The sequence below is a fragment of the Pseudomonas sp. MT92 genome (assembly GCF_058792515.1).
In genome coordinates, this window is the sequence record NZ_JBXAFA010000016.1 from 56022 (window position 1) to 81523 (window position 25502).

General features: G+C 54.9%; 22 protein-coding genes. 18 read left to right on the top strand and 4 right to left on the bottom strand.

What is annotated here, in order from left to right:
* Nucleotides 1–210: 210 nt before the first annotated feature.
* The 3 genes from AC1Q6D_RS26420 to AC1Q6D_RS26430 all read right to left on the bottom strand — a co-directional run bounded on the left by AC1Q6D_RS26420 (nt 211) and on the right by AC1Q6D_RS26430 (nt 4930).
* Nucleotides 211–3204, bottom strand: coding sequence for a putative type IV secretion/conjugal transfer ATPase (locus AC1Q6D_RS26420; RefSeq protein ID WP_102595668.1), 2994 nt, complete (start codon nt 3202–3204; stop codon nt 211–213).
* Nucleotides 3201–3413 (bottom strand): hypothetical protein, encoded by a 213-nt coding sequence (locus AC1Q6D_RS26425; RefSeq protein WP_146012965.1) that lies wholly within the window; start codon nt 3411–3413, stop codon nt 3201–3203. The genes AC1Q6D_RS26420 and AC1Q6D_RS26425 overlap by 4 nt, the downstream gene beginning before the upstream one ends.
* A gap of 353 nt (nt 3414–3766) precedes the next feature.
* On the bottom strand, nt 3767–4930 hold the full coding sequence (locus AC1Q6D_RS26430; RefSeq protein ID WP_102595669.1) for a transposase: 1164 nt from the start codon (nt 4928–4930) through the stop codon (nt 3767–3769).
* A 506-nt stretch (nt 4931–5436) separates the two neighbouring features.
* On the opposite strand from AC1Q6D_RS26430, the gene AC1Q6D_RS26435 reads away from it, so the two are divergent.
* From AC1Q6D_RS26435 to AC1Q6D_RS26520, 18 genes are all read left to right on the top strand, one after another.
* The gene (locus AC1Q6D_RS26435) at nt 5437–6666 is read left to right on the top strand and encodes a TraB/TrbI/VirB10 family type IV secretion system protein (protein ID WP_102595670.1); all 1230 of its coding nucleotides are present in this window, start codon (nt 5437–5439) and stop codon (nt 6664–6666) included.
* Nucleotide 6667: 1 nt separating this feature from the next.
* On the top strand, nt 6668–7945 hold the full coding sequence (locus tag AC1Q6D_RS26440) for a hypothetical protein (RefSeq protein ID WP_102595671.1): 1278 nt from the start codon (nt 6668–6670) through the stop codon (nt 7943–7945).
* Nucleotides 7926–8360: a hypothetical protein gene (locus AC1Q6D_RS26445; RefSeq protein ID WP_102664761.1), complete on the top strand. Its 435-nt coding sequence runs from the start codon at nt 7926–7928 to the stop codon at nt 8358–8360. The genes AC1Q6D_RS26440 and AC1Q6D_RS26445 overlap by 20 nt, the downstream gene beginning before the upstream one ends.
* Before the next feature lie 13 nt (nt 8361–8373).
* On the top strand, nt 8374–8751 hold the full coding sequence (locus AC1Q6D_RS26450; RefSeq protein WP_102595673.1) for a hypothetical protein: 378 nt from the start codon (nt 8374–8376) through the stop codon (nt 8749–8751).
* A gap of 12 nt (nt 8752–8763) precedes the next feature.
* The gene (locus AC1Q6D_RS26455) at nt 8764–9417 is read left to right on the top strand and encodes an HNH endonuclease (RefSeq protein ID WP_102595674.1); all 654 of its coding nucleotides are present in this window, start codon (nt 8764–8766) and stop codon (nt 9415–9417) included.
* Nucleotides 9417–9896: a hypothetical protein gene (locus AC1Q6D_RS26460; protein ID WP_102595675.1), complete on the top strand. Its 480-nt coding sequence runs from the start codon at nt 9417–9419 to the stop codon at nt 9894–9896. The genes AC1Q6D_RS26455 and AC1Q6D_RS26460 overlap by 1 nt, the downstream gene beginning before the upstream one ends.
* The gene (locus AC1Q6D_RS26465; RefSeq protein ID WP_102616852.1) at nt 9880–10725 is read left to right on the top strand and encodes a hypothetical protein; all 846 of its coding nucleotides are present in this window, start codon (nt 9880–9882) and stop codon (nt 10723–10725) included. Before AC1Q6D_RS26460 ends, AC1Q6D_RS26465 begins: the two co-directional genes overlap by 17 nt.
* Nucleotides 10726–10748: 23 nt before the next feature.
* A complete protein-coding gene (locus AC1Q6D_RS26470; protein ID WP_102595677.1) occupies nt 10749–11855 on the top strand; it encodes a hypothetical protein in 1107 nt (368 codons plus the stop codon).
* 9 nt (nt 11856–11864) lie between these two features.
* On the top strand, nt 11865–14648 hold the full coding sequence (locus tag AC1Q6D_RS26475; protein ID WP_102595678.1) for a type IV secretory system conjugative DNA transfer family protein: 2784 nt from the start codon (nt 11865–11867) through the stop codon (nt 14646–14648).
* A complete protein-coding gene (locus AC1Q6D_RS26480) occupies nt 14645–15034 on the top strand; it encodes a hypothetical protein (RefSeq protein WP_102595679.1) in 390 nt (129 codons plus the stop codon). The genes AC1Q6D_RS26475 and AC1Q6D_RS26480 overlap by 4 nt, the downstream gene beginning before the upstream one ends.
* Before the next feature lie 106 nt (nt 15035–15140).
* Nucleotides 15141–16220, top strand: a complete 1080-nt coding sequence (locus AC1Q6D_RS26485) for a hypothetical protein (RefSeq protein ID WP_102595680.1) — start codon at nt 15141–15143, stop codon at nt 16218–16220.
* 255 nt (nt 16221–16475) lie between these two features.
* Nucleotides 16476–17531 carry a ParM/StbA family protein gene (locus AC1Q6D_RS26490; protein ID WP_102595620.1) on the top strand — a complete coding sequence of 352 codons (1056 nt, stop codon included), beginning with the start codon at nt 16476–16478 and terminating at the stop codon, nt 17529–17531.
* Nucleotides 17532–17536: 5 nt separating this feature from the next.
* Nucleotides 17537–18118, top strand: coding sequence for a hypothetical protein (locus AC1Q6D_RS26495; RefSeq protein WP_102595619.1), 582 nt, complete (start codon nt 17537–17539; stop codon nt 18116–18118).
* A complete protein-coding gene (locus AC1Q6D_RS26500; RefSeq protein ID WP_102595618.1) occupies nt 18115–18768 on the top strand; it encodes a DotI/IcmL family type IV secretion protein in 654 nt (217 codons plus the stop codon). The genes AC1Q6D_RS26495 and AC1Q6D_RS26500 overlap by 4 nt, the downstream gene beginning before the upstream one ends.
* Entirely contained in the window at nt 18765–20399 is a 1635-nt protein-coding gene (locus tag AC1Q6D_RS26505; RefSeq protein WP_102595617.1) for a DotH/IcmK family type IV secretion protein, read from the top strand. Before AC1Q6D_RS26500 ends, AC1Q6D_RS26505 begins: the two co-directional genes overlap by 4 nt.
* 14 nt (nt 20400–20413) lie before the next feature.
* Entirely contained in the window at nt 20414–22297 is a 1884-nt protein-coding gene (locus AC1Q6D_RS26510) for a secretin GspD/PilQ domain-containing protein (RefSeq protein ID WP_173677534.1), read from the top strand.
* On the top strand, nt 22294–22758 hold the full coding sequence (locus tag AC1Q6D_RS26515; protein WP_102595616.1) for a type IVB secretion system protein IcmW: 465 nt from the start codon (nt 22294–22296) through the stop codon (nt 22756–22758). Before AC1Q6D_RS26510 ends, AC1Q6D_RS26515 begins: the two co-directional genes overlap by 4 nt.
* On the top strand, nt 22755–23120 hold the full coding sequence (locus AC1Q6D_RS26520; protein ID WP_102595615.1) for a hypothetical protein: 366 nt from the start codon (nt 22755–22757) through the stop codon (nt 23118–23120). Before AC1Q6D_RS26515 ends, AC1Q6D_RS26520 begins: the two co-directional genes overlap by 4 nt.
* A 122-nt stretch (nt 23121–23242) precedes the next feature.
* On the opposite strand, the gene AC1Q6D_RS26525 is transcribed toward AC1Q6D_RS26520, so the two are convergent.
* Complete coding sequence (locus AC1Q6D_RS26525) at nt 23243–24892, bottom strand: DNA topoisomerase (protein ID WP_102595614.1); 1650 nt, start codon at nt 24890–24892, stop codon at nt 23243–23245.
* Nucleotides 24893–25502 lie beyond the last annotated feature (610 nt).

The following is a 25502-nucleotide window of genomic DNA, read 5'->3' on the forward strand; positions in this document are numbered from 1 at the left end:
ACACCGCATTCCTTCTGGATGCGGTTTTTTTTTGCATGGGCCAATTGATTCGCATTGTTATGCTATTCAATGATGCTTTATCCAATTAATGGCCTGTCCTGCACATACAAATCAATCTTGGAATTCGATAATCAGGTTTTTGACAGGCAAAAAAACACCCGCTCAATTGGCGGGTGCAACGCTGCAGCAAGGCCTTACCTAATGACAAATTCAGTCAGGTTTTGTTTGGCGAATCACTTCCTGCACCAGGTGATTGATAATCTCGTCCGGAGCGAGGTTGGGATGCATGACTTTCAATTCATCAATCCGACGCTCAACTGATCCACCAGGGAAAAGCTTTACCAGCCCCTTGAGTGCGGTCAGGTAACCGAGGGCAAGGGCCAGTTTTTGCCTGACGTTGACATCATTCGGCGTTGACGAAAATGCCCACAAGTACATGCTCGGAAGGGGATAGGTGAGGTACTGAATAAGCCGCCCTTTGGACGTCTCGGCAATCAGCAACATATGAGCCCCCTCGGAATCCGCACCACGCACCTTGCTCCTCAGGGCTTCAACGGCTGATTTTGGCAGGCCGAACTTGGTTTCGCACCGGACAATACCTTGCTCACCAGGTGAACCGAGGAAGAAAATCGAGCTGGCCAGTTCAATGTCGTCACCATCAAAGTCCTCATCGCTTTGCGACGCCATCCCGTAGTGGATGTTGAATTTGCGAATCTCACGGCGATCCTGAGAGAACTGCTCCCGGACCTTAGTGAACTTCTTGGTACGATGGTATTCATCGATATCAAGTCGAGAGGGCATGCTCTTTTCGCGGTCCATGGCGCGACGATGGAACTCACGCACCTCCGGGGCGCATATCAGCTCCTTCAACACGTCATCATTGATCCACCATTTGCGCGTCGTCGCGTGGCGCGCGAGCAGCATGATGAGAGCACCTTGCTGCTCGCCCGAAACACCACCCGCTTTCACCACATCTTCGAGGTTAAGCGCCAGGATCCGAGCGTTGGTCCTAAACGTGGTGGGTCCGCTGAAGATATGGGACCGCGTCCAGCTCTGCAGGACACTGGTCATGTATTTAAGCAGCGAGATTCCCAGCCCAGGTACGACCTGCTCACCGTAGAAGTCTGTAATTTCCTGCGTCGAATGAAGCACATCCGCCAGGTCAGGCAACGTTGGCATGGCCCGCCATTGTGCATATTCAGCCAGGATGTATTTCCCCTGATCGAAGAGCAGTCGCGTGAGGTGCTTCCATGTGAGATCTTCTTCCCGGTTCCAGCGTTCGCGGCTGACAATCTCGTCGATATCCTCGTAACCCGCGAGACCCGGCGTATAACGCTTCAGTCGCGAGCTGTTTTCCCCCAAATACATCTTGTAAGCATGCTCGATCAACATCGGCACAACGGTGGAAACCCCTTCAGGCGGGATGTTCTTACCGGCAGATGTGAACAATTGGATGAGGAAGTTCGTTTGGAATACCCGTTCCACCGTCGTCGGATGCCAAACGCACAACTGAGTGTCGAAAAAATTCATGCAGCAATCTGGTGAGTCCGTGATCCGTCGATAGGACGCTTGCCACAAGTGCTCCTTCGGCAAGATCGACTGCAGCAAAAGGATCATTCCGCTGGACGAAGGGCCGATATCCAGCGTAACGCCTCTTGGAAGCAGTCCAGCCGACGCATACGCTTCAATGTACGCTGCGCGAATCGCCTGCAGCAGCACCGATTTACCGCCACCCATGGGGGCAACGAACAGATCCGAAACGAATTTCTGTATGCCGGCGGCTTGATGCTTGAAAGGGTAAAGGCGCTTGGCTTCGGTCAACATCAGCAATGCGCCCTGCATGTGCCGTTGCCAGATCGAGCCTGGCCGCGAAAACGGCAAGGTGACCAGGGCATGCTTCGAGGGGACCGCGAACGTCGACCCAGCATAGGTAGTCGCCCGATCGCATCCTGGAACGGCATGTTTCAGCAGTTCATCAGGATCGTCCGTATCCTGTCGCCATTGACTCCCACCCCAGGCCTGCAGCTGACTGATGAGCGTATAGATCTGGTGCTGGGCCTCTTCTCGCGTCTTTGCCTGCGTGCACACCTGCATGCGGAAACCACAGAGGTTTTCAGTTTTGGCAATTTCCAGCAGCGTATCCGCATGAGTCGAAATATCGCCGTTTTTACTGGACAGGATTTTTACTGCTTGAGCAACACCCTTGTGCGACCGAACGTAACTGCGCCACTTTTCGGCGCCGGAAAGGAAGCACATCGACGTCCACCAGTGGAAGTTACGAGGCATTTCGTTCACCAGCTGATCGGAGTCAAGCCAGGTGAGCGGGTGGACATACATGTAAGCGACCGCGAAAAAGCGCCCTCCGCGGCTCCCAATACGAACCACACCGTCATCGAAAACGTCCATCATTTCAGGAAGGATCTGGTCTCGCAGGTGAGGTAGCCGCGTATGGTCATCGGCAGGGCTATTCACATTGAAGTACGCACGGTCCCCCTGAACCGCCGGCGCCCAGTTCATCGGAGTCGAATCCGGCAGGTAAAGCCGCCGAATCTCGCGCATGAGGGCGTTGCTATCGATGGGCTCACAGATCTGGGTCACATCGGGCGATTTCATCGCTGCGGTGAACGCGTTGACGTTGCTGTGATGCCGCTGGTAAAGCGTTTGCATCTTGCTGCCCAGTATCTGAGTAAACGCGCTCAACGAACGGGGCAGCCCCCCCAGCAGCCGCTGCGCGCCGCGAGAGTCCAACGCAACTTGCTTTGGGTCGCCCAATGACTGCATAGACGTGGTCACTGTCGCTATGTTGTTTTCCCGAACCGCGCGTCCGGCCAACATTTCCTCACGCGAGGTGATTAACGCCTCAATCGTGACCATGTCGACGTTCAGTCGCCGCCATGTTTCGCGCGAAACATCGGTGAGCATCCGCAAATCCTGTCGAGCCTGATCTGGGTTGACCTCGGTCACCCATTGGATCTGGCAGCCAGGTTGTTGCAGTTGGGCGGCGAGGAGGGTGAACAGAGAGCGCAATGCGTCGTGGCGCTCGGCGTTACCGAACATCCTGTATGCACCGGACATTCGGATCCCACTCATGTAACCCAACCCTGCCTGCAGCTGGATTGTCTTGGCGTCGACCACAGAGATGACTGGCAGACGGGAGGATGAGTATTTCCCGAACAACTCATTCAACCCATAGAGCAGGCTCATTGGTCGAGCCCTGCGACAATCTCATCGATTTTGGCGATCGCCTTCTCGCTAGGTTCGTTGGTCAGCGCGTTGAATTGAAGCAGCAACGCGGGGTCGCGATAACCTTTCACCTTGGAAAGAAAATTAGAGCCCAGAGTGGTTGCCGAAATCCATTCACGCATGGCGCGCTCAAGCTTATTTGTGGATGAAGCCTCTGTCAGATCGCTCACGATATAACCCTCTCTTTCGGCACTTAATGCCACGTAAATACATTTTTTGCATATCTATGCGATTCAATGCTCGCCATGGAGATTCAAAGGCCAACAAAGCGCCTCTACCACTCGCAGCGCTACGAAACGCGTAAATCCAGCTAAATTCTTGAAAAAACACTGAAAACAGATAGAAACAACCTCGTATGACGCAGCGACTCAACCCTCTTGAGCCAGGTACGGAGGGGGCAGGGTGGGGGGCCGAACCACCACTCAAAATGCCTGCCCAGAGTCCAATGCGACAGTCCCGAGTCCAGGCAACCCACCTCGCATGACGACAAACCTACCTCGCATGACGCGGTGTTACTCAGCAGTCATGAGCCGGTCATGGGCGCCTCTAACCCCATCTCCTGGCAAAGGCTGTCCAGATCAGCGATGGCCATAGCGGGAAGGGACACCACCAGGCGTCCGCCGCAGGCGCTGGACATCGGCGTGTAGCCCGCGTCGTACACCTTTTGGGCGTGACGAATCATCATCAGGCGATCATGCGCGGCGACGTAAGCGGCTACCGGCTCCCTGCCTGTGGCAGGCTTGTCGCCCGATGTTGTTCCCAGAATGGCGTAGAGCAAGGACTCCGCGATAAGCCCAGCGGAATATGAGAAGTCACAATCCGGGACCAGTTTCATTCCGTTGGAAGCTGCGGCGAGTTGTTCGCCAAGGCTTTCCACGCGGCTTGGCTTCCATACACCCCGCACCACCAGGTTCGACCGATCCGCATAGAACATTGCCTCCGGCAGCGCGCACCACACTCGCGGATCAGAGTCAGTGGACTGCCGAGCAGCAAACGGCGCGACTACAGCGAGGTCTGGGTCGATATCGCTGATGCTGACCTCGAAAAAAGATCCCAACCCGCCTTCGGTGACCAACCTGTTGCTGTCGGCTTGACCGGACAATGGCTGATAGGTCCAGTCAGCTCGCAGATGAGGAACAGGCAAAGTCATCAACGCCTGCAGATATGGGATTCGCGGGGCGATGTAGGTCCGGGATGTCGCATCGGGGTTGGACTGGACCATCGCGGGGGTCATGTACTCGTGCGCATTCCGAGCAGCGGTAATGAGGGGTGACCCAGCTGTTTGGCGGGCGGCGATACCCAGGAAGTTGTTCAGATACCAATCAAGCCTGCCAAACACCTTGCCGTTCCAGCCCAGATTCGCTTCCAGGTAGCCCGCAATTTCCTGGAACACCTTGAATACAGCTTCAGCCTGTTCCGGTATCGGTGCGTATTCGAGGCCGATCTCATGAATGATGCTGGACATGCTGCAACGCAGCAGCTGATCACCACGCAGGTTCGACTGCTTGTAGAGCTGCCCCCTTTTGAACTCGACGTATCCAACACTGGTGTACCAGACCACTCCGGACGCCAGGTCTGAAAGTCGATTGATCCGACGGCCGCCCTCGGCCGTTACTGCATAGCCCGCAGAGGTCGCGGGATACCGCTTGTCATCGAGGATGACGACGCCCAACGCCGGAATAGCCATTAACCCACCTCATTCTTTGCATTGTTAAGCATTGTTTGTCCTTGAATCTCAAGTTATCGCCATGACCGGCATACCCTCGCTTTTTCGCGCAGCAGAAAGCGCCTGATAGGGCCCGTCGGCTCTTCAGTCGTCGTTAAAACCGTGCGAAGCGATTTGATCCCTGGGAAGAGGGGATCACTTGAGGAAATTGATCTGGCGTTCATTCGCATAGCTATGCGACTCAATTCTGGGCAATGCGATTCGGAATCAAGCTAAGCCTAAAACCGTTCAGAATGAAAGCCTATGTGATGCTTTCGAGACTATAATACTATGACAATACAATGGTAAACCATATATATTTTATATAGTATGACAATACAATAATAGTATAAGCCAACCGAGCCTGTTGGACCGGAGGCTATCTGATGGATCAAAACACGTCAACAACCACTGCATGAGAGGCCATTTCCTTGTGCTAAAGGAATTGCGCTGATATATTTCTGTGCATATTTTTGGAGCGATAAACGATGGCGGAAAAATCAGAGCCCACCATAAGTACGCTGGGTGAATCTCAAACTCTGGAAGACATGGATCGGACAGAGCAGCCAGCTGACGAAGGGCTGCGTAGCAAGCAGTCCTGGAGTGGGGTGGCGTCGTCGTTGGCTAACAACCGGCCGGCGCTGTTGATTGCTCTCGCACTGGCGGTAGGAGTTGGCGTGTACGCCTATGGCAAGGCCCGTCAGACAACAGCAGCTACACCAAACACCATCGTTAACGTTGCTCCGCCGGCAAAGGGTGAGGGGCGAGCAGGTAATGATCCTCGCGTCCAAGGTTTGGATGGCAAGGTCGAGGTCGCAGCACTGGAAGAGGCCAAGCAGAGCAATGGCACGTATGTGCCGCCTCTGGCTGGACCGACAGCGCCGCTTGCACCAAAGGTTGATGCCGCGCCTAAGCCTCCATTGCCACCGCAGCCTCCAGCTGGTGATGGTCAATCAAACAAGACCGCGAATGCACAGCAAGCTCAGGCCGATCAGAAGCGTGCTGACGCGATGGAAAAAGCTTTGGCCATCCAGTTGGCCCGTATATCAGAGCGCGTTGATGGCCCTGCCCGGGTGGTCTCCACGGCGCACGTTCTCGATCAGAAAAAACTGGATGAGGCCCTTGTCGACGGTCTGGATTCATCGTCGCGAACCGGGCTGGGTGGCACCGGCAAATCTTCGACCAAGCTTGGTTATCCGATGGGAACCGTCTGGACCGCAGTATTACCTGGTGGTGCCGACACCGATCGTCCCGGGACGATTCAAGCGGACATCGAACAAGGCCCGTTTGCAGGTCGCAAGGCTCTGTGCAACTTCACCTGGCCAAGTCGTGAATATCTCAACCTTGAGTGTTTCGCCGTCCAACTCGACAAGGAGTCCATCCCCATCAAGATGGTCGCGGTCGGGGCCGACCAGATGCCTAACGTCAAAGCCGAATTCAACGGCCGCTATATCCAGCGGGCCGGCGCACTTTTTCTTGTTGCATTCCCTGCTGCGTACGCAGATGGCTTAAGCCGCGGCGGCACCACCGTCGTGTCGAACGGTGGCACCACTTCAACTCAGGACAAACTGTCCGGCAGCGATCTGGCCATTTATGCAGCAGGTAAAGCCACTGAGCCTCTACTGAAAGAAGCCCAAAAAATGGCAGGGGAAATCAAACCTCAAGCCAAAGTTCCACCAATGCAAATCATCGGCCTGATGCTCGCTGAGGACATTTGAAATGACAGAGCAGTTTTTTGAAGACCTCCCCCGAAGCGAGCGTCGCACCAAGGACGATGAGCACGCTACTGGGGATATGAATGAGCTCGTGCTCCCTCCTGCGGCAGATATGCTGAGTGTTGATGATTTGCTCATCAACAGCGCGCCATCGTCTGCAGAAGCCCCTGTTCCAGTTTCGAGCGCTGACATGCTGGCCGACTTACCGCCCATGCCGACGATTGGCGACAGCCATTCGCCGTCTACGACGGATCCTCATGTAGCGCCTGCTTCCCTGTCAGTAGCACCGCTTGATTCGACTTATTCCTCGATCAACGAACCTGAGTTTGTTCGTCACACCCCTGCGATGAGCCTGGATGAACTCACACTCGTTCAAGCCGATCCAGAGCATGTCGGTTTCACTGAAGCACTTCCCCCAGTGAGCCCTTCGAGTGAGGCGGTGGCGGCGGAAAGTCGCAATAAACCGATTTCGTTCTTTGAAAAGCACAAGCCGAAATTGATTATCGGTGTCCTGGTACTCGCCGTAATCGGATGGAACCAGTACAAAAAACATAAAGCTGAAACCACCGCCGCAGCGACAGCCCCTATTACACAAGTTGCGCCCTATGAAGCGGCTATCCAGAACCTTCAGGCTGGGGCTGACAACGTCTCACACTTAGGTGCAACAGACGCTGGGGCCGCCCTCGATGCAGCCGCAGCTAAAAGTGCCGGCGACGAACTCTTCAACGGCAGCAGTGATGACGACAAGCTGTTCGCTTCCAGTACTCAACCATCGGATGTGAAAGCGCCGATCAATGCCGAAGTAGCTGCCCCCGCGACTCTTCCACCGGCATCAGTTGTTGCGCCGAAGGAAGCTGCGCTCCCGGTCGAGCCGTCGTCACCTACGTCAATTGAGTTGAACGCCGTCAAAGAACAACTGGCACTGGTGAGCAAGGAGCGCGACGACTGGAAACACCGTGCTTTGGAAGCGGAAAAAAACCAGCCGAAGTCGAGACCAGCAGAACCTACGAAGACAGCCGTCGCGCCGATCGTAAAGCCAAAAACACCGGTTGAGAAACCTGTCCAGAAGGTTGTTTCGACCAAGCCGGCGGCTCCTGCTGCCGAAGCCCCCAAAGCAGACGTCCAATACCTGGGGTCGTTTTTGGTCCAGGACAATTGGCATGCCCACATGATCATCGGCGGCAACGTTTACGAAGTCAGTTCAGGGCAGAAAATCGCTGGCATGTCCATCAGCAACGTTTCAGCAACTGGAGCATCCGTAAATGGCCGTGAATACCGCTAACCGAGAAAGCCGTGCACTTATGTCACTCGGCCTTCTGATTGTGCTTTGTTTTTTTGTCATGCCGACATTCGCTGATCCGTTGTTGAACGGCGGGGCCATCGGTGGCGGGTCCTCTGGTTCGAGCGGGAGTAGCGCAGCAATGGTCACCGCTATTGGCGCGTTGGCCGAATCGTTGGTGACCATTTTCGGTATCTATTACGCCGTGAAATCCATGCTGATTTATGCGCGGGTCGTCTCAGGACGAGGCGCTGGCCAGCAGGACAATATGGGCGCCGTCGCCTCTCATTTTTTGGCCGGAGTCATTGCCTATCACTCCCGCTACTTTTTCGCGATCGTGCACAACACGGTCCCAATGATTCCTGACTTTGGTCGGCTCTTGTATGACGCCGATTTGATGTTGGGTTTGATGACATAACCTGGAGCTCAAGATGAAAAACTTTAAAGCGTTGTCTTCCGATCTGTACTGGAAAACCCAAATGGCCGTCGGCTCGATGTTGGTGGCTGGCATGGCTGAGGCAACAACATCAAACCCAATCGGAGCAAACACCTCCGCCCAATTGGGTGAGAGCATCACTAACCTGAACAGCAACATCTCTGGCCTCCCGTTGTTGCTGCTGAACGTCAGTCAGATCGCGGGCATCTTCTTCGCTTATAAGGGCTGGGACAACTGGTCGAAAGTTCAAAAAGGCAATGACCCTGAAGCCAAGCCTGCCAAAACCGCTGGTTACGCCATTGCGGGTGTCGGCGCCTACTTTCTGCCTTCCATGCTCGGTATGGGCGGCGCGACTTTGCTCCCTGGCGTATGAGGACTGACGACGATGGCTTTGTTGCTAGGGGTTAAACGCGGTAACTGGCGTGAAGAGGAAATTCACAATGACAAGGTGTACCTCGACGCCCGCAGCAAAGCCATCAGTCGTGACCATTCAACATGCCAGGAGTGCAGTTGGCAGGCTGACCGTTATCAGGAGGGTCATCATAAAGATGATGACCACACCAACAACAATCCGGCCAACATCATCACTTTGTGTGCCTGGTGTCACCGCTGTCACCACATCGGGCTCGCAGGCGTTTACGAACTGGGGTATGTGGGAATCTCGACGGACCGAAGCAAACCCCTACCCCCTCAGGCGTTTTTGAACCAGGCAACTCGATTTTACGATTGGATCTGTGCCCATCAAAACGCAAAGCCGACGTACGTCCAGTGGGCCTACAACTTCGAAGAGTACCTGACCAATTGCATCGGCGCCGCCGAGCGCGTTTTTGGGTCCTCTGAACTGAACGACGTTGCTGAAATTCTTTCGAGCATGAGCAACGAGGAGTACTCGAAAAGAGAAACTTTGTTTGCTGATGTTCGATTGGTCCACCGTCGCATGCAGGATCTCAATCCAGCTAAAGCGCCAGAGTCGCTGGAACTGGACCGTAGGAAATTTTGGGTGTCGGTCATGAAACAAAGGCTGGGGAGTCCAACTTGATGGAACGAAATTATTCGAACTTTGCAGACCTCTGCATGATGACTAGCGGCGGACAACCCTGGGCATTGGACATGCGCGTGCGATCCGGTAACTCGGTATTGCTTGCCTATCTCGTCAACAGCACCTGCCAATTATTGGTCGAGGCCAATGCCATTTCAGACGGCTTTCAAAAGTCTGATAAAGGGCTGACTGTTGTACCAAGTGGTGCAGGGGATACAGCCTTGGCTCCTCCAGCCCTGGTACTGCTCGCCCTGCGCTATGCAAAGAGCAAACTGGTGGATAACGGCGCATGGCGCGCTGATGCTATCGAAGCCGTTATGAAAGCCTGTCCTGAGGTTGCTTTCGCTGAACCAGGCCAGATGATTTCCCCAGATGCAGCGGGGCATTGGGCGATCAACTTGATGAATGGCGCCTGGCTACGTTCACCTGCTGCTCAGCGAGATCTCGCACCGGAGGCTGGTTATGCTCCTGCGCGATGAAAGACTTCCAAGCGCAGACGATTCATCTACAGGCCAACGCAAACTAGTCAGTCTGCAACTGGTCGAGCCATTGATGCTTGCTTCTCTCCACCGCCCTGGGTTGGGTGAAGGCGTTACCAGTGAGCAGATTGTGAAGGCACAATCGACGCTCCTGTTTCGCACGATCGACCTGTGTGACCGGATCCAGAAACGGTTGCTGGAAAACCCAGAGCGCGCACCGTTCAGCCGACACATTATCGTTCGTGAGATTGTTGGGCTCATCGCTGCGCATTGGCGGGACGGCAGCACGCTCACCGCCGCCGATTTGGCTGCCCTGGCCGAACACGCTGTCGCCAGTGGCATGAAATTGGTTTCCGAACTCAGTCAGGAAGTAGTTCGCCCAGGTGATGATTCTGCGGAGCGACTGAGCAGCGCGGTGGCTGCTTCGGCCCAAGTGATTTTGGCGATGCGTGACAAGGCTTGTCTTGGGCACGATGCGGTCGATCTGTGCAAGGAAATCACGGGGCACATGGCCAAGCTCGTTGTTGATCAAGCGGCTCGCATGCGCAGCCAAAATCAAGCGCCGCAAATTCAATCGTTGATCCAGGTGTGCGCAGGGTTTTATCCCGTGTTGTGGGATGGGGAAATTATGGCTGCCACACGCAAGTTCTCCGCCTTGAGCGGTGACCCGGAAAAATTTCGCATTGAAGTTGAACGACTGAAGATCTGGCCGCTAGACGATTTTTTCCGTCGGGTCTCCGAAGCGATGACTCTGTGCATTGAAATGGCCGCCACGATGCAGCAATTGCTCGATAGCCAGCTCGATCAAGAATCCAGCCCCAATCCCTGAACTCCAGTTCCGAGAACACACCCATGAACGGCAATAATGGTAGCGATGACGCGGGGGCAATTTCTGTGCTGATTGCTTTCGCAGCACTCATATTCCTTCTTTATCATTTCTCAGATCGTATTCTCGGAATCTGGCAATGGTTGATCGTCCCCGTCTCGCAAGTTTGGGGATGGTTGGCCACTACAGAGATCGGCCAGCAACTCATGCCGTTGCTCAAACGTGATCCAGTTACCGTTCACAAGATCCCCGAGTACTTGGCCAGTCTGCAGCCGGCGCAATTGAAAGCGATGGGCTACGTCGAAGCGAAGCGCTATGGGGACTATGTTCACAGGTTCACGACGCTTATTTTCAGTCCCATTTTGATCTACGCCGGCTACCGGTGTTTCAAGCACTCTCGCATGCAGGATCCACAGATGTTCAGGGTCGTCGTAGGGATTCCTAGCATCGTTCAGTTGATCAAACAAATGCCCGGGCGAGAGTGGATGAACGATGTGGTTGATGCCAGCAAGATGGATCTGTTTGGTGGAAAGATCGCGCTACAGGCTCCCCTTACACCATGGCGTATGGCAGAGATTTACAACCTCTGCGAGGTTGATGACAAAAAACAGTTGGTTCGCTTCGAAACCGAGAAAGCCGCGGCGGTTTTCAATCTGACGCTGGGTCCACTTTTCACGACGATCGAGGCATTGGAAAAGGGCAAGTACGGCCGCGCCTGGAACACTTTGATCAAGCAAATCCCGCCACAAGATCGCGAGAACGCCGCGATCGCCGCCACGAAAGGGCACCTATACGAAAAGACGGTAATCATCGGCCTGATTCGAATGATGGGCAGACTCATGATCGTCGAATTTGGCCCGCTGTCATTCTTGCGCTATCAGGATGTCGCCTTTTTTGATGCTGTCTGCAGCTGTGGACGCAGGACCAGCTTTGTCGCCGGCTCCGGAATCATGGGCCAGTTCCGGCATGAAGTTGAAATTTACAACACCTCCAAAGGAACGATGAAACCAGAACTCGATGCCGGCGGCCGATGGGCCGCAGCGTGGCTGGAAGAAGCTCTACGCAAAGACCCCTACGAACGCCCTTGGGTCGAAAGCGACGACATTTGGGCATCCTTCGATCCGTGGCTTTAAGGGGGCAACATGGCACTGGCAACCAAGCCGAACAACCGTCATAGCGACGCGGCGAAAGAGCTCGATTACAACCGCTATATTCGAGAGAACCTCACCGCTGCTGAGCGGATGAATTACGCCATCCAGGAGTACGCTCCCCCCTTGATGATGGGGACGGGGCTCTTGGCGCTGGCTGCGCCTGGTTTTTTTGAGATTTCCGCCAGTATTGGTGTGAGTGCATTCGGCGCCTTCGCGGCGACCCGCCAGGAACACGCATGGCCGTTATCGAGGCCGTCCTTCGTTTGTAAAGCGACCCCGCTGCACAAGAAGTTGTTCAAGCTGCAGCAAGCCCCAGTGGTGAGGGACATTTTTGGCGTGGTGAAAAAGGTTACGCCGCTCAAGCACGTTCCCATCCTGGGCAACCTGCTGTTCCTGAAGGACCCCAAGGAAATGATGGGGGACGGCATTATGCTTTTGGGCTCCGACATGGACAATGGCGGGGCACAGATCTGGTCCTCCATGGACCTGCTGGTTAGACACCTGCTCCTGATCGGAACCACAGGGAGCGGCAAGACCCAGGCCATCTTGGGAATGATTGCCCAACTTATGGCCCAGGGGTCGGGCGGAATTTTTTGTGACGGCAAGGCCGACATCACCACTTGGTTCATGCTCTACACGCTTGCCCGCCACTTTGGTCTCGAACGCCAGTTACTGGTGATCAACTACCTGACGTCTGGCGGAGCGAACACCAAACGTTCGAACACAACGAACATTTTCGAGATCGCTTCCGCGGACAGTTTGTCGGAAATGGTCTCTTCCATGATGGGGGGCGGCTCCGGCGGCGGCAATGACGACATGTGGCGTGGTCGTGCCGAAGCGTTGTTCGGCTTGATCATCCGTGCCGCTTGCGAAGACCGAGATCTGCGCAGTGAGACAATCGTTGCCGATGACCTGCGTCGGCGCATGACGCTGCAAAAGCTGATTGAGCTTCCTCAGAACATGATCTATTCACAGCGCGTGCGGGATGAAGCGCAGCTGTTCCTGAATGATTTGCCAGGGTATTCAGCCTGGCAGAAAGCAACCCAGCCTCAGGCGAAAGAAACGTCGATGGGCCGGATGTCCGAGCAGTTGGGCTTCCTGCAGATGCAGTTCACCCGGGTGCTGTCGCTGTTATCGGGGACCTACGGGTACATCACTGGCACTGACATTTCGGAGATCGACTGGATCGATGTAATTAACCAGCGCCGCACCGTCTACATCATGCTCCCGGCCCTGGAAAAGTCTCCTGAGTCCCTGAAGCAACTCGGCCGGATGGTAGTGACCAGCATGCGTAACGCAATGCTGCCAATCATCGGCGGTGGCCAGCTCACCGGTCTGAAGAAAATCCTGATTGATGGCCGCCCGATCGGCAAGCAGATTCCTTACGGCCTGTTCCTTGATGAATACGGAAGCTATTGCGTGGAGGGCTTCGGCGATGTCGTAGCTCAAATCCGATCCATGGGCGTTTTTGCCTGCTTTAGCGGTCAAGACTGGGCCAGTTTCAAGAAGGGCTCCGAGGTCGAAGCGGATCGGGTGAACGCCAACACCAGTACGAAAATTTTCTTGAAAACTTTCGATGTGAACACCGTCAAGCTGCTGGTCGATACGTGCGGGAAGAAACTTGTGTCGGTTGCTGGCACCTGGGGAGATCGACCTAATGGCGGCCGCCCTGACATGCGAACGAATTTCCAGTCGGTGGATGCGCTTCAAGTGCAGGAAGTAGACCGTGCTCGCATTGACCAAATGGCGTCGCAAGATCCAGGTATGGCGCACATCTACTTTGGCGGAAAACTCTGGACCAAGGTGAAGATGTTCTACCCAGCCATCCAGCAAAGTTCGCAGTCGCAGGTGAACAGTTTCGTCCGGATGAGGACCCCTGTTGGGGTAAGCGGTGTCGTAGAAGACGCTGAACGACTTATCGCAATGCGTAAACATCTGGACAAAATCCAGGGCGCGGTAAAGACGTACCTGCCAACCACTGAACCCGCTGTTATCGACCTCGGCGATGAGTTTCATCTGTGGTGCAAAAATGCAATCGAGGGCAGCCAGACTCGTGGTGGCGAGCTCTTTAGTTCCATGCAGAAAGCAGCTGAGCAGATTTTCAAAGGTGATCGAAAAGGGACACCTGGATTGGCTTACCCTCAGCCGGTTCAATCGAAGCCGGTCGTGGCCACTGCGTCACAACCTGCGAAAACTGCCCCGCCGGCGACGACGGTGGATGCAGGTGACGGCAAGGTCGATTTTGCAAAATCAGACTCCCTGGACTTGCTTGAGAAAGCGCTTTTGCAGCAGCCGACTGTCGCGCCTTCGCAGCCGCTTTTTACCTTCGATGAATCGCTGCTGCCGGAGTTGCCTATCAGTGTTGCGCCCGCGCCGCAGGCTGAAGTGAAAATGAAGGAAGACCAACCGCTGATCCACCCTGCAGATTTTTCATTCAGCATGGACGATCACGCGCCGGATACAGCAACGCAAGCCATGATTTCACGAACCGCCCTCAGTGCTGCGGTGATGCAAGAAGTGAAACAGATGCAGCAGACCGGCAGTGATTCCCAGTGGTCAGGCACGTTACCGGAAGCGCGCTTAAGTGCGAACACGGCCGTCAAAAACGCTATGCCGGATGACCCAAACAACACCTACCCAGAAAGCCCGGTGCCAAAGAATTTTTCGGCCAACTCACTTCGCGGTGCGCTTTCTGATCTCAAAGGCAAGATGACGGACTCACTGAAAACAACTGGCCAAGCCAGCACAACGGGTGAAAAGGAGGAGCAACAATGAAATTGGTTAAAGGAAACGTGTTGGATTGGGACCAGGTTCGCCAGTTGCTCGGATTCGCGAGCGCGGAGATCGCCGTGCCTTCCTCGATCGTTGAAATGGAAGCCATGACACTGGACACAGCCTGGCAACTGCGCGGTGACGACGTCGGAACCGACTGGCCAATGATCAGCCTGGAAGCTGCTGACGAAAAAACTCATGTCATTGCAGCGTCCGTAGCGGCCCTGGTTGACCGGCATGGCGCGTTTAACCACGTCCCTGCCGGGTTATGGAATCACCCGCTGTCGATGACTGACCAATCCGTAGGACAGATACTTGTTGCGCTGGGCTTTCATCCAGGTCAAGGCGCGCAGGTAAATGGCGTGGGCAGGATCATGAACTGGCTTTAATTTTACTAAATGAGTGTCGATAGTAAAATATGCTTGAAAAATTATTGACGTGTGTCTATGGTTTGTGTCGATGGCATTAACGCCAGCCAAGTCCCAGGAGCACGTCATGTTCAAGCGCAAAAGCCAAGAGAAAAACAAACCCGAACAAAGCCTGATGCTGCAGGTCGAGGCCTATGTGGCTTCCGAGGGCAGTAAAGACATCGACACTGTCATCGGTCGTGATCTGAACGGAAAGCCTTACTCCGTAATTCTGACCACTTCTGGTGACGCGGCCGAAAACACCAAACGCAATGACCTCCTCTCCTTCTCCAAAGAAAAGAGCAATCACTACGTCCCCGTCGGCGGAATGATTCTGTTCAGCACCGTCTGGGTGCGCGAGCCTGAGACAGAAGGTGAGCCAACCACAGGTATCGCTCGCTGGGCTGAGTTCTTCGGTCATAGCCGCAATGAGCTCTCCATCGGTAACGCGATGTACCGCGCCGGCACCAACGTGGAAGGCACCAAAGAAACCAACTGGGGTGCGCTGGATCGCCTGGGTAAGCCACTGACTCTGACTCCCGAGCAGTTCCCTGGCGCAGTCGCGGCGCTGGCCGACAAATGCGCATCTGATCGTTCCCGTGCCCGCCCGATCGTCCGTCTGATGAGCGAAGCCGGTGAAGTCATCGATTTCACTTCGATCCGCCAGGGTGTTGCGGAAGTTGAAGTGGACGGCGAAAAGGTCAAGCGCGCCGAGAATGGTGCGCAGGTCGTCGAAGGTCTGAAGAAAAACACGCGCCTGACCAAGATGCTGGAAATGGCCGCGGCCGGCCAAGGTGTCATCGAAATGATTCCGGTCATGTCGATCGAGATGTCGAAGAAAATGATGAACTCGCCGCGCGGGGCCAACTACGTGGCCTTGGCCAAGCGTTTCCAGGACGACAAGCAGGTCTATGCCGCTGAATGCTACATCCGTCGAGCTCCTTCCGACGAGTTCAACTACATCAGCCACCTGTCCGTGACCCCGAAAGATCGTTTCGACCCGCTCCTGGTCCCGTCCGAGAAGTTCCCGGCGCCGGCCTACAGCGAAGATCTGTTGAAGGAAGCCGGTATCGATGCGGCCAAGCCTGCTGACAAGTCTGTTGATCCTCAGCCGCAGCCACTGCCAGAGCCGGATCAGTTTGACAATGCGCCAGGCTTCGACAACTGATCCAGTCGTTTAAGAGAAAACCCCGCCTTGAGCGGGGTTTTTTTTGCCTACTCATCGACTGAGCTCACTCCGGCGCTTTCTGCATAACTATTCGATTCTATAACCAACAAAAATTTTCTTTCATATAAATCTTATTCCTGCGTCTTCGCAGTTGTGCTGATCGCAGCAAACGGCTAAGATTTGTTTGCATTCGAGAGTGCGACGGTAAAACAAAAAGATAAAGCCGATACGATTCTATTTTTGTGGAGAGAAAGCATGATTCAGAAGATTACGGTGGGTGCAGATATCGGTTGCAACCACGCCAAGCTTTACGCCGGCAACGGACGGAAAATCTCCATCCGCAGCACAGTTTCCACCAAACCACAGGTCGGTATCAGTCTGGGCGGCGCGACAAAGGGTCCTGACGAAATCGTCATTCAGGTCGGCAGCAGTGTTTATGCGGTTGGCCCGCGGGTCGAGTCACCTCTCGATACTCGCTTCGGCAGCTACTACAGCTCCGACATGAACGCTGCACTCGTGCTGGCGATCCTGGTGCAGGAGTTCGGCGATCTTTCAAACGCCGAGGTCGATGCAGTTTTCGGCATGCCACTCAATGTTTTTTACAACTCCCGCGGGGAAGTCAATTCCGATCTTATCAAGGCCCGGGTGAAGGCTTGGCGACAGCCAGCGTCCGTACTGTCAGCCGGGCGCGAAGGGTTGCAATTGCCCCGGGGTGGATCGGTTTTCGCCAATCTCAATGGCACGGCGGAAGGGGTCGCTGTTTACCTCGACTACATGATGGACGAGGAGGGGATGTTTCAGGTTGAGCCTGAGGGCCTGGACGTTGTGGTCGATATCGGTGGCAACACCACGGACCTCGCGCTGTTTGAAAACGGGGTTCTGGTCTTCGGCGGCAACTCTGATTCGTTCGAGGTCGGCGCGCTTCACCTGTACGAGCGTGTTGCCAATACCGTGAAGGATCGCATGGGGTTGATGCGCACACCGCCTTTGTATGCTGTTGAGCAGGCAATCCGTGAAAACGGTTCGAGACTGAAGATTGGTAACAGCGAGGAAAACATTCGCGACATCGTCGCCATCGAAACGCGCGCCATCGTGAACGAAATCGTCCCTCGTGTTGAGAAGATCGTCTCCCGGCGCCGTGACGAATTGCGCCGCGTGCTATTCGCCGGCGGCACCACCGAAATGCTCCGGGATGACCTGAAAGGTGTCGAAATCGGCCGCGCGCAGTCCATCGTGGTTGATGACCCTCAGTACGCTAATGCCAAGGGCAACTACAAGCTTGCCCGGCACCTGGCAGCGACTCAGGAGTAACTGCCATGGCACGCGCGAAGCGTTCGTTAAAGCGTCGCCAGTTTCGCTTCTCACTGGATCCTATGGATCCCGTGGAAGGTGAAGCACTCCGTCTGATCGACAAGATCGCAGAAGAGGCCAAGGAACTCTTTGAAGAAATTTCGGAAGACGAAGCTGATCGATACGCCTTCAAGCGTGTCTTGCTCGGTCTTCTAAAAGAGCGGCCGGTGGAATTGCAAATGCACCCGAAACCGGTGCAGGAAGCCACTCCGGCGCCGGCGGCACTAGCACCGGCGGCCGGCCCCTCACCTGCACCTGCAGCAATCATCCCTGCGCCTGTGCACGTCAGAGAGACGCACATTGCCCAGCAGGCAGCAGATATCTCCCAACCTTTAACCCCCCAGGCTGTTGCTGTTGAGGTCGATCTGCCGCAGACGAGCGAGCCGGTGGAGCCGGCTCGTTCAAATGAAATAGCGTCTAGTCAGCCAAGTTGGCAGGAGCAGTTGATTGGTTCAGCACCTGTGGCCCCGGTAGAAAAAGGCGTTCGCCATCCCTTGGCTTCGAGTCTGGCCTGGTCTGAATCAACATCCAAAGGAAGTGCGACATGAACAACGTCAATGACGATCAGCTGGTCGGCGCAATCGTTTTCAAAAGTAAGATTTTTCTGTACCTCATTTGCGTGCTGATCGCCTTGGTGGTTGGTTTGAGTGTAGGACTGGGGGGCACCATCTGGTACGCAAAAAATAAAATCGAATCGATCAAGCGAGAGTATTTCGCTACGACTCACAACGGCTCCCTGTTTCAGTTGACCCCGCTAGATTCCCCTATCGGTGGGGAGGAGAAGGCGCTGAACTTCAGTTCCACCTGCGTCATTCGGATGTTCCAGCTCGACTATGTGAACTACAGACGTCAGCAGGCAGAAGCTCAACGCACCTGTTTTACTGATCCCGGCTACAGCAGCTACTTGGCCGCGTTCGAACGGGCCGGTTTGATGGAGCTCTTGAGAGATCCTAAAACTCGCCTCGTGCTCGCTGCTACGCCTGGTCCTGGCGAGTTCGTGGACAAGTCAGTGAAGGTCACCGACGGGGTAGCACGGCAGTCCTACACCATCACCCATCCAATCGACATCGTTTTCAACGGCAACGTAAACCAGCCGCGCCGTGGGTCCATCGAAGTCGACCTCTTACGCATTGACCAGGCCAACCGCGCTGACGGTCTTGCAGTGCATGCAATTCGAGTGAAGGTCAACAAGACATGAATATCAATACCTGGACTTTGATGTTTCTCGCAGCGTTTGCTTCGACGGCTCATGCGGACGGAGAGCCAGCCTTCAGTGATGCCCCCCGTACAGGCGATCCACTCGTAGACACCGTCCTCAAGCGCAATAGCCCAATGACGGTAAAGCAACAAGCTGCGGTGGAAGAGTACCTGCGTAACGAACGAAAAAGTTTGGCGCCGCAATTGCCCGCCGGAGCTACGGCCACTAGCCCGGAGCAAATCATTGACTTGACCGATGGAGGAAAGACCAAGTCGGTCACCCTACAGCTCGGCTATCTGACCTCCGTCATGGTGGTGGGAGAGAACGGCGCGCCATGGCCGATTCGCCGAGCCCGCGCAGGGGATGATTCGGTGATCGACGTTCAGCTGGTTGAAGACTCTGGTGCGGTGGAAATTCACCCGCAGAAGCCCTGGGTCAACACCAACGTAATTCTGTATCTCAAAGACCGTAATGAGGCAATCAAGCTCTACGTTAAGGTCTCGGCCGATCCCACCGACGGTGTGAAGGACAGCCTAAAACTGATTGTTGACGGCGTACCGAAGGGCAGCTCGCCCTTGCTGCAGCCCAACCGCGTCGCTATTGATCACCAGTTGATGAACGCTCTGGGACAGTCTCCTGGGAAAAACTGGACCACGTTGAAGGTCAGCGATACTGCGAATTTGCCCTTCAGCGTCAGCTATTGGTTATCACCAAATCGCGATGACGCGATCATTCGCCTGCGTGGCGCGTCGATGGTCGGACCAGACTGGTTGACCGAGACTCGTGATCCCGACGGGGTTTCGCGGGTATACCGCTATCGAAAACCTATCCCGTTGATGATCCGCACACGGGATGCCGCGGGAGTCGAGTACTCGGTGTCGCTCGAAAACCCAGCAGACATTCTTGCCGGACGTGACGGGTCAAAGACCATGACTGTCAAGCGCACCTCACCGGCTAGGCCGCCGATGGATAGCGCTTTGCCTTTTGACGAACCACTGGGGCTGGTAGGCCGGGATCGCGTTCAAAAAATCAACCCGGGCGCGTCGGGCCGCCAGGAAACGAGTGCCACTTACGAATCCTTCGACGGCAAGGGTGTACGTGCGAACCGTGTTCAGATCGTGAGTGACTTGAGTCTGAACAAGGATGCTGCAGCACGCCTTATTGAAGCTACGCACCGCAGTCGTCCCGTCCCGCCAGTTCCGAATCAACCAGCACCTGGTGTAAGCGTGGGTACGCCTGCAGCGGATAAACCGCTGACAACCAAAACATTCTCGACGGGCTCTTCGACTGTCGCAGCCAGTACCGCGGCCACCAAAGTTCTTCCGCCGGCGATCGTACCTGTTGCCACAGTGGCTACCCCAACCGCGGCCGCAGCGCCAACGGCACCGGGTGTGACGTTCAACGTTCGCAGCGGTGGCCTTTACGAAAACCTCTTCCGAATGACACAGGAACTCAACTGGAAAACGCCGCTGTGGGACCTGGGTGAACAGGACAAGGAAATTCAAGGCGGCTATGTCATCAGCGCCGCAACACCGCAAGAGGCAGTGGCCAAGTTCCTTGAACCCTACGCGGATCCCTACCGGTTCAACGTAGAAATCAGCCCACTCGAAAAGAAAGTTTGGCTTCACTAACGAGAGATCGCCCAATGAACAATTTCGCAAAACTTATGCTGGCAAGCGTTATCGGTGCGACCCTCTCGGGGTGTCTGCAGAATATCCCCAAGGGGGCAGAGGGGGGCAGTTACAGCAAGATGATGGATGAACTTGCAGAGTTGAAGGCGCAAAGCGAGCAGTCGCAACGTAATCAACGCATCAAGATCACCAACGGTCCTTTGATGACCGGCAAGACTATGCCCCTGGTCCGCTCACCATGGCTCCAGGACAAACGGATCTCGCTGGCCATCAACAAACCGGTCAATGGCAATGAGCTGGCCAAATCGCTGCTCAGCCAAGGCCTGAATATCACCAGTACGATGCCACTGGATACCTACACCTACGCCGGGTACGGTTTTACCAATGTCGATGCCGAAACCGCGATGCGCCTTATTTTTCCTTCAATGGGGCTCGATTATGTGGTCGACAACGACCGCCGCATTGTCACCATCGTGCCAATGCGGGCCAAGCAGTGGACGCTGAACATCAACTCCCAGCGCTCCACCAACTTCACGTCTGCTTCCCTGAGCGGCACGCTCGATGTCGGCGCTTCGCTGGCCAGCTCGCTCAACTCTGCGTCGAGTGCCAATGGCTCTTCCGGCATGGGCGGCGGCGGCTTGGGTGGTATCCCGCAAAGCTCAGGATCTGGCAACGGCGGTGAAGGCTCTGAGGGTGAGCGTTCTGGCACCTCGAAGTTGGAATCGAAATCCGACTTTTGGAAGTCAATGAAAGAGGAGCTCGAAAACCGGGTTTCTGTTCTGGTTCCGGTCAGCAGCAACACGGTGGTGCCAGGTGTCATCAACACTGCGGCCGGCATGCCCATCAACGGGATGCCGCCGCTGCCGGTTGGCAACATGGAGCCGATGGCCGCAGCAGACGCGTCCAGGTCCACGGACATGTATCGCTCGCAAAAACTGGGCACCGTCAGCGTCAACCCAGATACCGGCACGATTACTGTGCAGGCTCCGAAGTGGCTGCAGAATGAAATCGACGAGTACATCAAGGGCGTATCGCGCGAGTTCAATACAGCGATTCACTTTGAGGGTCGATTGATCCTCGTATCGACTACGAAAGACAAGTCAGAAGGCCTCGATCTCACCGCCTTTGCTTCGTTCGCCAATGGCAAGCTTGGCATGATCATCAACAACAACCCAGCCGGCGGTATCACCATTTCGCCGAGCATGCCGGGAACGCCAGGTAGTCCACCCGTGATGACACCAGGTGGTAGCGTGATTGGCTCGACTGGGTTGGGTCTGTCGGTCCTGAAGGGGAACCCGGCAAATCTTTTTGTGAATTACCTGTCCTCGATCGGTGACGTAACCGTTACTCAGCGTCCTGCCATCGCGACCACGTCGGGCGCGCCGGCGGAGTTTCGTCGTATTGAAACGGATTTGTTCAGCCAGGTCAGTCAGAGCGCGGTCGCCGGCACACAGAGCAGTTCTGTGGCGACGACCAACACGCAGATTCCGATTCGTTTCGGGACCTTGCTCCGGGTCAATCCAAAAATCGATTTGGAAACTGGCATCATCCGGACACAGTTGACCCTCAACGTTGCGGTGCGATCGCAGGTTAAAACGATTGATCAGTACCTGACCGACGCAAACGGGACGACGAAAGTACCGACACAAATCACGCTTCCTGCAAACATCGATTACAACGGTGAAGCACTGCTTCGGGATGGCGACACCATCATCATCGGTGGCCAAATGGAAACTGACGAGACCAACTCCGGATCTGGCGTGACAGGGTATGAAAAAGCTGGGCCATTGGCCGGCCTGATTGGTTCGACCAAAAGTCAGAACCGCGTCTCGACCTATTATTTCGTGTTGACCGCTCGTGTTTATGAGCGCGGCAACGAGCGGAGACCAGGTGCATGACCTCCCGTCATGGGGTTGACCTTACGCCTGGTGCAGTCCAGGCGTTTTGGGCCGAGCGTGAACCAAAACTGCTGTCGTTCTTTCAAGAAATGGACAACAAGGAGCACTGGTCACTGCAGGATGTCGATCATGGATTGAGCACCCTATATTCCGACATAGCGCAGTTGCTGCACACGTTCGAGCAAAGCAATGGACTGGAGAATGCATTGGTTCAGGAGGGTGTTTCGCAGCTCACCGCGGCGGCCGCGGCGTTGCCTTGTTCGGCATCATCCAAATTTTTCGAATGGTTAGGCGAAAGGTCTTTCGAACTGCCGTACGCATTGCTGGAGCACGCGCACCAAAATTTTCGTCATGATGAAAACTGCAGCGTTATCTGGCAGCGTGCGAGGATGATTGCGCGCTATCAGATCCTTAAAGACATTGTGACGGAAATCACCGGCGGGGGAGCCACCTTAAAATGAACACCTACGATTCACTCAATGTCTGGACCAATGATCCAGTGATTGGCGAGGTCGCCAGGCAGGTGCTGGCTGTAGCGGAAAAGCACAAACTACCTGCGACACCTGGTCAGGCCTTGCCCCAGGAGTACGACATTCCGTTCGCCTACCGCTACGACCCTGAAGATGATGCCCGGATACAGCTCTTCAGGAGAGTTGCCGTCCTGTTTGCAGCACTCGATATCCACTGCTACTGGATAGATGGCAAACAGGTTCTGGGCGTTCCGGTCAATGCTGAGGATCCTGTGAGCCGGGCTTGGGCGATTTTCAGCGAGGAAGCGATGGAAGTGGTCCTGGACTTTGTCCTGCGCATCGATCTGAGCTGACCTGGTTGCAACGTAAAAAGGAGCCCTCGTAGGCTCCTTTTTTTATGGGGTAGACGCGGGACACTATCGTTTCAGTGCCGTGATGTACAGATAATCACAAATATGTGACTTTGCGTACATGCCTATGGTGCCCCGATTGCCATTTCGACATCTTCCTCGGGAGCGTAAGTCGGCAAGCCGCTCTCATCGGCATCGGCATCCGGTCGGAACGATGTGCCGACTCCCATCGAAGCCTCTCTTGCCAAGTGCTGCAGCATCTTGAAATCCAATCCAACGTCATTTATGCCAGCCAGCACCGCCTGATTCACCTGGTCGAAACCAGCCTGGGCAAGGAATCGATCCAGTTCATGCGGGATCAGAAGTTCCGGATAATTCTGCTGCAAGTATGCATGTACCGTCTGGCCCTTGCCGGAAAGTGTCCCGTTTTCATGAACCCAACCACGGTTCAGCGCTTTACCTATGTGCCCCACGATCGTGGACGGCCTCCCGATATTCTGTTCAACCATTCGCTCCATGATCGCGCTGTCGAGCGGGATGTTGGTGAGTTGCACTGGTCTCAAGAACTCCCTCTCCACTGTTAACCAACCGGCGGTCTCAGGGATGTCCTTCCAAATGCGGACTTGCACAGGCGGAAGGCCTTTTTTCGAGAGGAATGAAGAAATAGCGTCCGGTTCGATTTCGATCGTTTTAACCCTGGCATCAGGCGACAGCGATGCGAAGGCGCGGCGAGTAATGATGGCAATTGTCGAGTCGAGCCTGGAGAGCCCTGTCAGGCTCGATGAGTTGAATTTGATGGGAGAGCATGGATAAACAGCCTCGTGCGCCGCTATGGACCCGCTGAAGCCCTCGCTGCCGGGTTTGGAACGCCCCACGCGACGCCCGAAGGTGCGCATCGCGTCTTCGAGCATCGTCCTGGTCCGCGGAGAAATGTCCCTGGAATCGGTTCTTGGGTAACTAATCGCTCCGCGCTCATAAGCCGTTTGCATAAGCTTCTCGGCTTCCGCTAGAGGGATGTTGAGTTGGTTGGCTACAAGTGTGAGTGCATCCGCACCATTGAGCATTGCCGGCGCCGGTTTGCTGATGGTGGTTTCTCGACTGAAGCCCATCAATTCGGGGTCCATGTTTCGGAACGCCGTTTCTATTGCTTTCAGTGACTCCCGCTTGGTCGACGTGCCTTTACCCCAAATACGCCAGCCTGGTTGCGCAGGGTGTGTCCCTGCAACTTTGATCGTTTTCAATGGTGCTCGATCGATGGTGCTGATGATTTTGCTGCTCACCCGCCCTGCGACTTGACCAGATGCATTCGGGTTGCTGCAGAGAAAACCGATTGCTCTGTCGATTGCTCGACGGGCCATCACTGCAACACACACCTTGCGATCAATCGCCCGGGGTGACTGCAGCGCGATTTTGACGGCTTCAGCATTCAGTGCGGACGTTGTCACACGTTCGACAATTGCCTCTGACCCAGAGGCGACCATGACGCTATTCACCTGCGCAGAGATCAATTCACCGTCTGGATCGCCGTCGGTCATAACGACAATGCGCTTGGCGTCTTTGAATTGTTTCGTCAGGTGTTGGATGGTACGCGAGGAGGTTGGGGTCCAGCGCTCGGGGGTCAGGTCGTTAGGATCAAGCCCCAGTACATCTTGGGGCATGTCGTACAGCGCGCCTCCGGTAGCGTGGACCTGGGCGTTGATGCGTAGTTCGGCCAAGATTTTTCGAAGTGGTCGAATTTTCCCGGGCGCTTCGATGACCACTACCATTTCACTCATTGTGTTAACACCGTAATCGCGAAACAAAACCGTATGTTCAACATTCTAGGCCTGAGTCGACAGTTTTGTCATTGGAAAGGTGGCAGTCGAAAGGCTGTCACGACGGTCGCTTTGCTGGTGACCAGGGTGCATGGCCTTTTTACATATATATATCTTTTTATTAAACATATAGGGCGAATAGCGAAAACTAAAAATATCAACAAAAACAGATAGTTATGTCGTGCGATGGCGACAGAAACCACCTCGCATGACGAGTTCGACCTACCTCGCATGACGAAGGATTTCTACCTCGTATGACGAGGTCCTTACCTCGCATGACGACTCCCTACCTCGCGTGACGACAGCGTTCAGCCTGAGTGTTCGCAACCTATCTCGCATGACGTAGAGAGGTCGGCTCAAACCACCTCGGATGACGATGGTTGTGGATAAGTGACTCGATGATGATGTTCGCTCATTTTAACGGAGACGTAATATTGGCGTTCCCAGTAAACATTGGCCATTAGTACCGCAGAATTAGGTGTGCTGCGTCGATTATGATTAGTTTCATTCATGTTTAGTCATGCGAGCCAACAAGGAATGCTGTTATAAAAATTAATTATTTCTACGATTT